This window comes from Mammaliicoccus sciuri, from assembly GCF_002901825.1.
Lineage (GTDB): Bacteria > Bacillota > Bacilli > Staphylococcales > Staphylococcaceae > Mammaliicoccus > Mammaliicoccus sciuri.
This window is the reverse complement of sequence record NZ_PPQD01000017.1, coordinates 384,522-397,718: the sequence shown is the minus strand read 5'-3', so window position 1 is coordinate 397,718 and position 13,197 is coordinate 384,522. Positions and strand designations below refer to the sequence as shown.

The window sequence follows — 13,197 nt, the reverse complement described above, 5'->3', positions numbered from 1 at the left end:
AGGAACATCTTGTTTTGGTTGGTCTGATGTAGACTGATTGTCAGTAGTGTTTTTATTAGGTTCTGGTTGATCTTTTGGTTGATCAGATTTAGGTTCATCTTTTTGGTCATCTGCTTTTTGATTATCAGATGTATTATCAGACTTAGGAACAAATGTTACACCATCTAATGGTCTTGGATGTTCACCTACAAATAGGTCAGCTGTTCGACCTTTTGATACATAAAAATCATAGTATGCCCATTGATCCTTTATATGTTTATACTTTGGAGTAACTTCATATGTTTTAACCCCATTTTTAACAACATAATAATCACTAGGTCTCTCAATGAAAACTTCTAATATTTCTTTTTCAGGTATAGTCATTGATCCATCAGAATCAATATAAATAGGACTAGCATCTCCACCAGATTTAAACACATATTTAACTGGTTTATCTTGTTTCACTTCTTCTGCATTAACTTTACCAATAACTGGTGTAGTTAGTGTTGTACATATTAATGTTGATAATAAGATTTTCTTTAACATAAACTTCTCCCCTTAATTATTCATAACTAAGAAAATTATGCTTTTGATTTACGATTTATTGTATAAAGGCCAATTAATGATAAGCCAACTAATGATAATAATCCTACTTGTATCCATGGATTTTCACTTTCACCCGTCTTAGGTAATTCTTTTTGTTGTTTATCTGATTTATTATCTGCAGCTTTAGCTTTACTATCAGTACTCTTAGCCTTTACATCTTTATTATTATCTTCTTTTTTCACATCAACTTTTTTAGAAACATCAGAAGATTGAGGTTCAGACTTTTGATTATTCACTGCCACTATATTTTGATCATCAGATTTATTATTAGCTACAGGTTTATTATCTTTATCTTTAACAGCTACATTACTTTGACTATCAGACTTTTTATCAACTTTCACATTATCTTTAGCCGGTTGTTCTACTTTAGCAGGAACATCTTGTTTTGGTTGATCTGTCTTAGATTTATTGTCAGTAGTGTTTTTATTAGGTTCTGTTTGATTATTCTGTTGATCAGATTTAGGTTCATCTTTTGGGGCATCTGCTTTTTTATCATCAGAAGTTTTATCAGACTTAGGAACAAATGTTACACCATCTAATGGTCTAGGATGTTCACCTACAAATAGGTCAGCTGTTCGACCTTTCGATGCATAAAAATCATAGTACGCCCATTGATCCCATATATGTTTATACTTTGGATTAACTTCATTAGTTTGTACACCATTTTTTACAACATAAAAATCACTTGGCATTTCAACGTAAACTTCTAGTATTACATCTTCAGGTATAGTCATTGAAGCATCAGAATTCACATAAATCGGACTCTCTTTTCCACCAGATTTAAACACATATTTAACTGGTTTGTCTTGTTTCACTTCTTCTGCATTTACTTTACCAATAACTGGTGTAGAAAGTGTTGTACATATTAATGTTGATAGTAATATTTTCTTTAACATAATTTTCACTCCTCACTTAAATATTTATAGTACTTTTACTGCTTCCTTCTCAATATAACCTATCCATTTGTCTTTATTATCATATAATGAGTAGTAAATTCTTCCGTTACTTAATTTATATAAACATTTAGAGTGTAGTTTTTTGTTTATATAATTCTGTGATTGGTTTCTTACTCTATCGAATAAGAAATGATAAAAATTATATTTAGTACTTATAATTTTTACATCTTTATTGAAACTTTGAGGTATAACTTTCTTAGTAGCATTTATATTCAATATTCCTAAATATTTGTCATTACTGTCATAAATTTTAATATAAGTATTGTTATTATTGTCTTTGTATATACCTTTTGCATTATAAACTTTATGATACATCGATTTAGTATTTAAATTTTCTTTACCAAAGAAGTTACCCCATACTGTATAATTATTTTTTATAATCTCAACACGTTCATCATAAGGCTCAAAAATAGTTTCTCTTACATCATTCTTATTTACACTTCCTATCCACTTACCATTCCCATCACATAATGTATATAAAGTTAGATTATTTGGTAAATTATATATTTCTTTTATCTTATAATATCTACTAAAAGATAACTTCTTATCAGTCTGTAAATCCCCAAATAAATTTCTATAAAGCTTTATATTTTCCTTTTTTAACTGAACTACTTTATCTGTGTAAATTGGTTTTATTTCAGTAGTATCATCGATATTTATAAAGCCTACAAATTGGTGATCTTTATCCTTAATCAATATATACTTTCCACCTGTTGAATCAGTATATACAGTTTGAGCTCTATAGATTTTTCCTTTTACATCTTGATTTTCAAAAGCTAGCTCATTTAAGTTAAGGTCTTTCCATATTTTCGCATCATTTTTATTTACAAATATAACTTTATCGTAATTTTTAATTTTTAATTCCCTACTCCATACCATAAGTGTTGCTATTTTACTAGTAGAAAGCATCACACCAGAATTATATTTATAAGTGTCATTCTTATCAAATCCTCTAGTGTGAATAGCAATCACGCGATTATCACTATTAAACACCGGACTACCACTTTGTCCACCCTCAGTATCAGTATCATAATACACTTTAAAATTAGTAATCTTAGTAATTTTACCAGAGCTATAATATTGATTACCTATCTTAATACTTTTATTTTTAACTCCTGGATAACCAGACGTATATATAAATTCTCCTAAAGAAACTTTGTTATTTAAATTTAGCTTACCTAACTCTTTACCTAACGGCCGTTCTAGAATTAATAAAGCCATATCATAATTTGAATTCTTCAATTTCAGCCATTCCGGTGTTATATATGTTTTTATAACTCTAGTAATACCAAGTGTTGCTATTTTGTCTTTATATCCTGCCTCTACTATTATTTTATTAATTGGAGCATCTTTAATATCACTTGTAATTACATGTGCTGCAGTTAAAACAGCGTAGTCGTCTATTAAAAATCCAGTTCCATGCTTATAAAGTATATTGTCCTTAATAAATGTTTTTATATGAACTATGGATTTATTTGGTGCTATACTAATATCTTTCACTAATTTTCTATCATCAGGACCAATTATAGATTCACCTTGATTACCATCTAGTTTTTCAACTGGTAAAGTACTACTTTCATCATTAATATCTCCTTCTCTTATTACATTTTTATCTGTTGACTCTACATCTTTTTCAGATTCTAAATTAGCTTTTTCATTTGTATTATTTTCTGATTGAGTATTTTGTTTTTCTGAATTATCCTTATTATTTTCATTGTTAACTGTATCATTAACATTAATTTTTTCAGATTCCTCTAATATGGCATCTGAATTAGAATTTGATTCTTCACTATTAATATCTTCAACATCCTCATTTGAACTATTATCTGTTACTAAATTAGTAAGTAAGTCTTCGTTTTCATATTTAGCAATATCAATATTTGAGATATTACTTTCATTTAAATTACTTTCAGAAACTGGTTTATCTGATTGTTTATTTTCTTCTGCAAAGGCTTGATTACTAATTATTGAGATGTTGATTAAAAACAAAAATGTGATTAATAAAATAAACTTCTTCATCATACACCTCTTTTCCATAATATTCAGAAAATAAAATCAAAAAAATTTCAATCTAATATTAGGGTAAACATAATAGAGCAAAGCTAATTTAATAAAATAAACGTAAAATGATGAGTTAAACCATCATTATGATTCTCTTGTAACTTAAAATTAAATTATCACTCCTCTTCAATTTTTAACCTTCATATAACTTTCTTATATTTCGGTTTATTTTTTTATCGCCTATATTTTATCTATATTGAAGAAATTTATACCTCAGATTAATTAAGGATATTATACAATGTAAATTTTTACCTATCAACACATTTTTTTACATATTTCATATTAAATAATGCCTGATATAAAATGCGTTAGACATACTTTTTTCCACAAAAAAACTCACGAGATTTCTATCTCGTGAGTCGCTTATATATTAAATGTTAGCTTTTCGCTTTAATCTATGAATACCTAATAATAATATAACTACACAAGTAAATAACAAAGTACGGAATAATGTATTTTCACTTTCACCCGTTTTAGGTAATTCTTTTTGTTGTTTATCTGATTTATTATCTGCAGCTTTAGCTTTACTATCAGTACTCTTAGTCTTTACATCTTTATTATTATCTTCTTTTTTCACATCAACTTTTTTAGAAACATCAGAAGATTGAGGTTCAGACTTTTGATTATTCACTGCTACTTTATTTTGATCATTAGATTTATTATTAGCTACAGCTTTATTATCTTTATTTGTATCAGATTTATTTTGATCAGTAGCATCCTTCTTATCAATTACATTACCCTGACTATTTGATTTTTTATCAACTTTAGCCGGTTGTTCTACTTTAGCAGGAACATCTTGTTTTGGTTGGTCTGACTTAGATTTATTATCAGTATTGTTTTGATTAGGCTCAGTTTGATTAGATTTAGGTTCATCTTTTGGATTATTTACATTGTTATCATCAGAAGTTTTATCAGACTTAGGAATAAACGTTACACCATCTAATGGTCTAGGGTGCTCTCCAACGAATAAATCAGCAGTTCGACCTTTTGATATATAAAAATTCATATATTCTCGTTGATTTGTTATATGATTATATTTAGGATTAACTTCCTTTGTTTCAACTCCATCTTTATATAAATAATAATCATTAGGTTTTGGTGCGACGACCTCTAATTCAGTTTCTTCTGGTATAGTCATAGATCCATCAGAATTAATATAAATAGGACTAGCTTTCCCACCAGATTTAAACACATACTTCACAGGTTTGTCTTGTTTCATTTCTTCTGCATTAACTTTACCTATTAAAGGTGTTGTTACTGTTGTACATAACAATGTTGATAAAAGTATTTTCTTTAACATAAACTTCTCCCCTTTTGAATACAAATATAGTATTTTAAATTTTTAACCTTCATATAACTTTCTTATATTTTGGTTTATTTTTTTATCACCTATACTTTATCTTTATTGAAGAAATTTATACCTCAGATTAATTAAGGATATTATACAATGTAAATTTTTACCATTCAATATATTTTTTACATTTATTGTATTAAATTATGCCAGATATAAAATGCGTTAGATATACTTTTTTCTACAAAAAAACTCACGAGATTTTTATCTCGTGAGTTCGTTTTATGATTGATTATTTTATACTAAAGTTTTAACAACTGTTTGACAGCGTGGGCATAGGTTATCTAATTCGCCTACTGAACCTAGTTCGTCTGAATAGTTCCAACAGCGTTGACATTTTTCTCCGTCAGCGTGTTTCACTTTAACTTTCACATATTCATATTCTTCACCGTCTGTTAATTCATCAACGACATCTACTTTAGATACAATGAAGAGTTGTTGTAAGTCTTGGAATTGACTTAAGAATTCAACTGTATCAAAGTCTTCTGAATTTGATAATATGATGTGTGCTTCTAATGATTTACCGATTACTTTTTCATTACGTGCAACTTCTAATGCTCTGTTAACATCGTCTCTTAATTTCATCAGTTTAGACCATTTTTCCACTAATTCTGTATCAACTTCATGTGGGTTTGGCATATTTGTTAAATGAACACTTTCTTCTTCAACATGTGGAATATGTCCCCAAATTTCATCAGCTGTATGTGGAATAATTGGTGCTAAGATTTTAGTTAATTTAACTAATGTTTCATAAAGCACTGTTTGCATACTGCGACGTTTTAATGAATCTACTTGTTCGATATAAAGGATATCTTTACCGTAGTCTAAGTAGAAGTTACTTAATTCTACATTAATGAAGTTTTGAATATCTTGATAAATATCTAGATAGTCGAATGCTTCATAGTGAGATAATGTACGGCCAATAAATTGATTTAATCTATTGTGCATATATTGATCGATTTCAAGCATATCTTCATATTTCACACTATCTGTTGCTGGATTAAAATCATTCACATTACCTAATAAGAAACGGAATGTATTTCTAATTTTACGATATACATCAGAAGTTTGTTTTAAGATGTCGTTTGAGATACGTACGTCAGCTAAGTAGTCTACACTACTTACCCATAATCTTGCGATATCAGCACCCATTTGTTTAACAATTTTATCAGGAACGATTACGTTACCTAATGATTTACTCATTTTCTTACCTTCTCCGTCCATTACAAAACCGTGAGAAAGTAACATTTTGTATGGTGAGATACCTTTAGTTGCTACAGATGTTGTGATTGAAGAGTTAAACCAACCTCTGTATTGGTCACTACCTTCTAAATAAATATCAGCTGGGTATGATAATTCTGGACGTGTTTCTAACACACCTCTATGTGTTGAACCTGAATCGAACCATACGTCCATAATATCTGTTTCTTTAGTGAATTCACCATTTGGGCTACCTTCATGTGTGAAGCCTTCTGGTAATAAGTCTTTCGCTTCTCTTTCAAACCAAATATTTGAACCGTGTTGCTCGAATAGATTTGCAACATGATTAATTGTTTCTTCAGTCATGATAATATCGCCATTTTCAGCGTAGAAGACTGGTAGAGGTACACCCCATACTCTTTGACGAGAGATTACCCATTCTCCTCTATCTCTGATCATATTGTAAAGACGTGTTTTACCCCAATCGATTTTAAACTTCGTATCATCAATTGCATCTAAAATATCTTGTCTTACTTTACTGATTGAAGCGAACCATTGTTCAGTAGCTCTGAAAATAACTGGTTTTTTAGTTCTCCAGTCATGTGGATATGAGTGTTTGAAGAATGTAAGTTTTAATAATGCGCCAACTTCGTCTAATTTTTCTGTGATATTTTTATTAGCTTTATCATAGAATAGACCTTCAAATTCTCCTGCTTCTTCAGTGAAAACACCTTTATCATTAATTGGACTTAGCACACCAAGACCATATTTTTGACCTACGATATAGTCATCTTCACCATGACCTGGTGCTGTATGAACACAACCTGTACCTGCATCAGTTGTAACGTGGTCACCTAAAATTAATAATGAAGTACGATCGATAAATGGATGTTGCGCTGTTGCATATTCTAATTCAGCTCCACTGAATTCTTTATCAATTGTAATTGTTTCTTTATCCCAGTCTAACGCTTCACATACCGAATCAAGAAGTGCTTGGGCAACAACGTATTTTTTGCCTTCTATATTTACTTGTACGTAGTTCAATTTAGGATTAACAGCAATTGCTAAGTTTGATGGAATTGTCCATGGAGTTGTTGTCCAAATAATAAATGCTGCATCTTCATCTACAACACCTTTACCATCTACTACATTAAATGCTACATAGATTGAAGGTGATTTTTTATCTTGGTATTCAATTTCAGCTTCAGCTAATGAAGATTCACTTGAAGGAGACCAGTAAACTGGTTTTTTACCTTTATAGATTAAACCTTTAGCAGCCATTTCACCGAATACTCTAATTTGCGCCGCTTCAAACTCAGGTTTTAACGTAATATATGGATTATCCCAATCACCGTTTACACCTAAACGTCTAAAATCAGCTTTTTGTAATTCAATTTGTTCTAATGCAAATTCTTTACATTTTTCTCTGAATTCAGCAACTGACATTTCTTTTCTTTTAACACCTTTGTTTGTTAAAGCTTGCTCGATTGGTAAACCATGTGTATCCCAACCTGGCACGTATGGTGCATAATATCCAGACATTGCTTTTTGTCTAACGATGATATCTTTTAAAATTTTATTTAAAGCGTGACCCATGTGTAAATTACCATTAGCATATGGAGGACCATCATGAAGTATAAATGGTGTATTACCTTTATTTTTTTCTAAAATTTTATTGTATAAATCTTTCTCTTTCCACTCTTCTTGAATTTGTGGTTCTTTATTTGGTAAACCACCTCTCATTGGAAAACTTGTTTTAGGCATAAGTAACGTATCTTTGTAATCCATAAGTCTTAATCTCCTTCTTAATAAAAATAATATAAAAAAACTCTAAGCTGAAATAATAGGGACGACATACATCGCGGTACCACCCTTATTAACTCAACTTAGAGTTCACTCATTAAACATATATCTTATTCGCAAACAGGTGATACCTAAAGAAATGAATTTATTAGGCTCTCACTATCCCTAACTCGCTTTTCAATTCGTTTATTCTTCAGACTTGTCCTCTTCACTTTTAACTGCTTGATTATTTATCTGTTCTTGATTATTTTCTTCTTCTTTGTTCAAAATGTCAATATTTTCTTCAGTAACTTTTTGTTGATCGACATCATAGTTCAGTAAATAATCCCAATCTTCATTTTTCAATAAATCTAATTGCGCTTCAACTAACATGCGGAAACGTGAACGAAAGACTTTTGATTGACGTTTCATATCTTCAGTTTGGAAACTGATATGACGCGCTTTTTGAAGTGCATCATTAACGATTTGATCAGAACGTCCTTCTGCTTCTTTAATAATAGCATCTGCTTTTAAAACAGCAGTATGTTTCGTTTCTTCACTTGTTTTTTGCGCTTGTAATAATACGTCAGAGATTGTATTTTCGACTGCTTTGAATCGACTAATATTCTCTTCTTTATCATCTATAATACTTTGCAAATGCGCTTTATCTGATTTTAATTTTTCAATTTCATCACTTAAAGTTTGTAGATATCCACGTACTTCAGTTTCATCTAATCCTTTATGAACTCTACTAAATTCTTTTTGTTTGATTTCCTCTGGGGTAAATGCCATAAGTTTTCCTCCTCAGCACTATTTAAACAATGTTCGATAAGCTATTCTTATCTTGCCTTTTTTTGAAGTTCCATTATTTTGAATGATCATCGCACGTCCATATCCTTTAATAGAAATCAAATCATTTTCTTCGACTATAAAGTCTACTTGTTCGATTTCTCTATGATTGACTTTAACGCGTTTACTTTCAATCAATTTCTTACTAATTGTTCTACTCGTATTTGTAAGGTGTTTAATGATTACATCCAATCTTAATGCACTTACAGTTGCGTCATGTGTCTGCCAATTCTCACTTGATTGTATCATATTTTGGAATGGAATAGAACTCAATTTGATTCCTGCACCTTTAATCTTTGTTAATTCCATCATAATATACGATTCAAATCTCTTTGTCAAAACAAACTGTATACGGTCATTAACAATAATATCCCCTAGTTGATTTCTATCAATCCCAAGCGACATGATCGTACCTAATACATTACGATGCGTCAATTTAACAAATTTTGAAGGATAAGTAAGTTCAATAAGCACCATCTCATAATCCTCTTCAGTAGGCACAAAATAATCAGGTGCAACTATTGCACGTTTTCTTTCTGATTCTTCATTCCCACCAAAGTAATGTACATTCAAATCATCGAAGCCACCCACGATTGTTTGTAAAATAAATTGTTCTCTAGGGTCTAGAAATTCTGTAAGCACTGGTTGGTAATTTCGTTCAGCAACTTCACATCTATTTAAAAATAAATCAATAATCTCTTTTTCTTCTTTTCTAAAGTGTTGATATATATCCATTTTGACACCTCTAATTCAATAAAAAATAGGATGTGACATTACGTCTCACCCTACTGTCATTTATCGTTTAATTATAATATTGGCATTACAGGTACAATCATATTAAATATATTGACTAAACCAACATAGAATAAACTTAACGTTATAAATGCCACGATTGATGATATGTCTAACATACCTAATGGTGGGATAATTCTTCTAAATGGTTCTAAAAACGGTTCATATATTTTCCCTAAAAATTGTCCAAATGCGCCTTCCCTAACGCCTGGTAACCATGATGTAAGGAAATAAACGATCATACCATATTGATAAATTTTAACGACGAATAATACAAAGCCTAATATCGTACTTAATAGTCCACTATCCATATCTTAATTTCCTCTATTCTTGGTAAGGTTCAACTTGTTCTAATTGCTCAGTAATTGATCCTGCTACTTCAACATTATCAGGTGTACATAAGAAGATGTCTGTTCCCACGCGTCTTATATCTCCACCAATTGCATAAACAGTACCGCTCAAGAAGTCTATAATTCTTTTAGCTGATACTTTGTCAATGCGTTGTAAGTTCACTAATGTTGTACGTCTATTTTTAAGTTCATCAGCGATATCCTGTGTATCTGAAAATACTCTTGGTTCAAATAAGCACATTTTTGAACTTTGCGCAAAATCCATATTCCCGCTCATACTAACGACATTCGTTTGAGATGAATTTGTACGTTTCTCAGTCATAGCCTCTTTCCTTTCAGGTTTTTTGAAATCACGAGAACGTTGTGATTGGTATCTAGTAGTATTTGATTTTTGTGTTGGTACACTTTTTAAAGATTGTTGTTTTGGTTTTTGTTCTTGTATTGATGATTCTTGTTGTGGTGCTTTCGTTTGTTCTCTTTGTGGCTCTTCGTATACTTCTTCTTCTTCATCAACTACGAAAAAGCCTTTAAATACATCTTTAATTGCCATAATTTACACTCCTATTCGCCAACTAATTTTGTACCAATTCTTATATAAGAAGCACCTTCTAATATTGCTTCATTAAAATCATTGCTCATGCCCATAGATAATTCAGTGCAAGGTGCATATGATAAGTTTAAGGATTGTACTTTCTCTTTCAATAATCTTAGTTGGTTAAAATATTGTCTTAATTTTATTTTGTCTTCAGTTAATGGTGCCATAGTCATTAAACCAACTATTTCAATATGTTTAAAATCCTTAAGCTCTTGAATAAATGGGATAACATCATCAGGCGACATACCATGTTTTGATTCTTCTCCCGAAACATTCACTTGAACAAAGCATTTTACAACATGTTCTGCACGTTTTTCAATTTCTTTAGCTAATTTTAATCTATCTAATGCATGTAAATAATCAATTTCATTAATGATGTCTTTTACTTTTCTTGTTTGTAATGATCCAATAAAATGCATGATAGCATCATCTGGAAGATGCTTTTTCTTTTCCAAAAATCCTTCAATACGATTTTCTCCAAAGTTTTTCAAGCCAGCTTCATAAGCTTCTTTAGCTCGGTCTATTGTAACATATTTTGTCACAACAATCACTTGAGGCGCCGTATTAAATTCTGATTCTTCGCTACTGTTACAAATTTGTGAATTGATTTCTAATAAATTTTCTTTTACTGATTTCAAATCTATACCTACTTTCTACCTATAAATGCAAGCATTCTACCAGTTTGTCCTTTTTCTACCCTATATGAGAAGAATAAATCTGTTTCACTGGCCGTACAATGATTCGTCTTTACGATATGTTCAGGATTAACACCATAATGTATAGCAAGTAATGCATTTGCCTGTTTTAAATCTATGCCGTATCGATCTTGTCCTCTTTGCACAATGTATGCTTCAGAGTCTATCGGTAATGTTTTGAACTTTTGATAAATGTCTTCGTTAATTTCATAACTGTCAGATGTGGATGGACCTATAACGACTCTTAAATTAGAAACGTCACCTTTATATTGTTCAATCATCTCTTTAATAATTTGGGAATATGTGCCTCTCCATCCAGCATGACAAAGACCAATATAACCATTTTGAGTATCATATAAATAGATTGGTACACAATCTGCAAAGCACATCGTTAATAATAGATCAGATTCATAAGTATAAAGTCCATCTATTCCATGTAGTTCTTCAGTTAGTGCATTGATATTTGTACCTTTATCCTTTGAAGATACTTCTCGAACTTTATTCTCATGTGTTTGAATTGGAAATACCCAATTGGCACAACTGAAGTTGATTTCATTGGCTAAAATTTGCTGATGCTTTGAAATATTATCTGGATCGTCATTGATATATCTTGCCATATTAAAAGCATTCTCTGGATATGAACTATAACCACCTTGACGAGTTGTAATACCTATCGTTAAATCATTTCTGTCATCGGCTTCATATGATAAATAATGATTATGTTGATTAAAAATCTCTTTCATTTCATCTCTCCTAACAAAAAAAGTCATCAGGACTTAGCCTGATGACTTTTTAAGTTCATTTATCGTCTAGAGCGTCTAGAACGTCTATCTTCTCTATTTCGAATGAAACTTGGAATATCACTATCATCAGTTGATTCATTTGTTGATTTATTTTCAAATGAAGCTTTTCTTCCTAGTGATTCTCCTTCTTCTCTTTTAGAAGCAGGTTCTTCTGTAGTTCCACCAAATGCACCGCCACCTTGTGGTTTACGAGCATTAGAAGGTTTGTCATTAAATCCAGTAGCAATTACTGTAACAACTAATTCGTCTTGTAATTCTGGGTTAATAACTGTACCAAATATCATGTTAACATCTTCGTCTGCTGCATCTTGAACAATATCTGCTGCTTCTTGAGCTTCAAATAGTGAAAGTGACTCTCCACCTGTAATGTTCATTAAGACACCTTGTGCGCCAACGATTGAAGTTTCTAATAATGGTGAAGAAATAGCTTTTTTAGCAGCTTCGATTGCTCTATTTTCACCAGAAGATACACCGATACCCATTAATGCTGAACCTTGGTTAGACATAATAGTCTTAACGTCAGCAAAGTCTAAGTTAACTTCACCAGAAACAGCGATTAAGTCTGAGATACCTTGTACACCTTGACGTAATACATTATCTGCTTCTTTGAATGCTTCCATCATAGGTGTTGACTTATCAACGATATCTAAAAGACGATCATTAGGAATAACGATTAATGTATCTACTGCAGCTTTCATAGATTCTACACCGGCAGCAGCTTGAGTTTGACGTTTACGTCCTTCAAAGCTAAATGGACGTGTAACAACACCAACTGTTAATGCACCCATCTCTTTTGCGATTTTAGCAACAACTGGTGCAGCACCTGTACCAGTTCCGCCACCCATACCAGCAGTAACAAATACCATGTCAGCGCCTTGAATAGCATCTTCTATTTGTTCACGTGATTCTTCAGCAGCTTTTTTACCGATTTCTGGGTTTGCACCTGCACCTAAACCACGTGTTAATTTTTCACCAATTTGAATTTTAGATGAAGCTTTAGATAAGTTTAAAGCTTGACCATCTGTATTAATAGAAATAAATTCTACATTGTTCATTCCATGATCTATCATACGGTTAACAGCGTTATTACCGCCACCACCAACACCAATTACTTTTAAAGTAGCTAAATGATTAAACCCTTGCTCAAATTCTAACATTTATTATCCTCCTAATCTTTA

The 13,197-nt window shown here is 31.1% G+C and carries 12 protein-coding genes; all 12 read right to left on the bottom strand.

Translation table 11 applies throughout. The annotated features are described in order from the left end of the window. A partial coding sequence (locus CD035_RS04450) for a hypothetical protein (protein WP_219728644.1) occupies positions 1 to 525 on the bottom strand: 525 nt, incomplete at its 3' end. Between the two features lie 35 nt (positions 526 to 560). Next, positions 561 to 1,481, bottom strand: coding sequence for an LPXTG cell wall anchor domain-containing protein (locus CD035_RS04445; RefSeq protein ID WP_048542446.1), 921 nt, complete (start codon positions 1,479 to 1,481; stop codon positions 561 to 563). Between the two features lie 24 nt (positions 1,482 to 1,505). Continuing rightward, entirely contained in the window at positions 1,506 to 3,560 is a 2,055-nt protein-coding gene (locus tag CD035_RS04440) for a trypsin-like serine peptidase (protein ID WP_048542444.1), read from the bottom strand. Between the two features lie 412 nt (positions 3,561 to 3,972). Then, complete coding sequence (locus CD035_RS04435; protein WP_103354183.1) at positions 3,973 to 4,902, bottom strand: LPXTG cell wall anchor domain-containing protein; 930 nt, start codon at positions 4,900 to 4,902, stop codon at positions 3,973 to 3,975. Positions 4,903 to 5,190: 288 nt separating this feature from the next. Then, positions 5,191 to 7,941 (bottom strand): isoleucine--tRNA ligase, encoded by a 2,751-nt coding sequence (gene ileS, locus CD035_RS04430; RefSeq protein WP_048542441.1) that lies wholly within the window; start codon positions 7,939 to 7,941, stop codon positions 5,191 to 5,193. 201 nt (positions 7,942 to 8,142) lie between these two features. After that, positions 8,143 to 8,727 carry a DivIVA domain-containing protein gene (locus CD035_RS04425; RefSeq protein ID WP_025904594.1) on the bottom strand — a complete coding sequence of 195 codons (585 nt, stop codon included), beginning with the start codon at positions 8,725 to 8,727 and terminating at the stop codon, positions 8,143 to 8,145. A gap of 18 nt (positions 8,728 to 8,745) precedes the next feature. Then, complete coding sequence (locus tag CD035_RS04420) at positions 8,746 to 9,519, bottom strand: YlmH family RNA-binding protein (protein ID WP_048542439.1); 774 nt, start codon at positions 9,517 to 9,519, stop codon at positions 8,746 to 8,748. A 71-nt stretch (positions 9,520 to 9,590) separates the two neighbouring features. Beyond that, positions 9,591 to 9,887: a YggT family protein gene (locus CD035_RS04415; protein WP_048542438.1), complete on the bottom strand. Its 297-nt coding sequence runs from the start codon at positions 9,885 to 9,887 to the stop codon at positions 9,591 to 9,593. A gap of 13 nt (positions 9,888 to 9,900) precedes the next feature. Continuing rightward, positions 9,901 to 10,476, bottom strand: coding sequence for a cell division protein SepF (locus CD035_RS04410; protein ID WP_025904597.1), 576 nt, complete (start codon positions 10,474 to 10,476; stop codon positions 9,901 to 9,903). An 11-nt stretch (positions 10,477 to 10,487) separates the two neighbouring features. Then, positions 10,488 to 11,159, bottom strand: a complete 672-nt coding sequence (locus tag CD035_RS04405) for a YggS family pyridoxal phosphate-dependent enzyme (RefSeq protein WP_048542436.1) — start codon at positions 11,157 to 11,159, stop codon at positions 10,488 to 10,490. 8 nt (positions 11,160 to 11,167) lie between these two features. Then, positions 11,168 to 11,959 carry a peptidoglycan editing factor PgeF gene (pgeF, locus tag CD035_RS04400; protein ID WP_048542433.1) on the bottom strand — a complete coding sequence of 264 codons (792 nt, stop codon included), beginning with the start codon at positions 11,957 to 11,959 and terminating at the stop codon, positions 11,168 to 11,170. Positions 11,960 to 12,018: 59 nt separating this feature from the next. After that, complete coding sequence (gene ftsZ / locus CD035_RS04395) at positions 12,019 to 13,176, bottom strand: cell division protein FtsZ (protein WP_025904600.1); 1,158 nt, start codon at positions 13,174 to 13,176, stop codon at positions 12,019 to 12,021. Positions 13,177 to 13,197: the final 21 nt, after the last annotated feature.

What these genes read in the sequence shown, in the direction of transcription:
- CD035_RS04445 (WP_048542446.1), bottom strand. Translation starts at nt 1,481, where the DNA reads ATGTTAAAGAAAATATTACTATCAACATTAATATGTACAACACTTTCT.
- CD035_RS04440 (WP_048542444.1), bottom strand. Translation starts at nt 3,560, where the DNA reads ATGAAGAAGTTTATTTTATTAATCACATTTTTGTTTTTAATCAACATC.
- CD035_RS04435 (WP_103354183.1), bottom strand. Translation starts at nt 4,902, where the DNA reads ATGTTAAAGAAAATACTTTTATCAACATTGTTATGTACAACAGTAACA.
- ileS (WP_048542441.1), bottom strand. Translation starts at nt 7,941, where the DNA reads ATGGATTACAAAGATACGTTACTTATGCCTAAAACAAGTTTTCCAATG.
- CD035_RS04425 (WP_025904594.1), bottom strand. Translation starts at nt 8,727, where the DNA reads ATGGCATTTACCCCAGAGGAAATCAAACAAAAAGAATTTAGTAGAGTT.
- CD035_RS04420 (WP_048542439.1), bottom strand. Translation starts at nt 9,519, where the DNA reads ATGGATATATATCAACACTTTAGAAAAGAAGAAAAAGAGATTATTGAT.
- CD035_RS04415 (WP_048542438.1), bottom strand. Translation starts at nt 9,887, where the DNA reads ATGGATAGTGGACTATTAAGTACGATATTAGGCTTTGTATTATTCGTC.
- CD035_RS04410 (WP_025904597.1), bottom strand. Translation starts at nt 10,476, where the DNA reads ATGGCAATTAAAGATGTATTTAAAGGCTTTTTCGTAGTTGATGAAGAA.
- pgeF (WP_048542433.1), bottom strand. Translation starts at nt 11,959, where the DNA reads ATGAAAGAGATTTTTAATCAACATAATCATTATTTATCATATGAAGCC.
- ftsZ (WP_025904600.1), bottom strand. Translation starts at nt 13,176, where the DNA reads ATGTTAGAATTTGAGCAAGGGTTTAATCATTTAGCTACTTTAAAAGTA.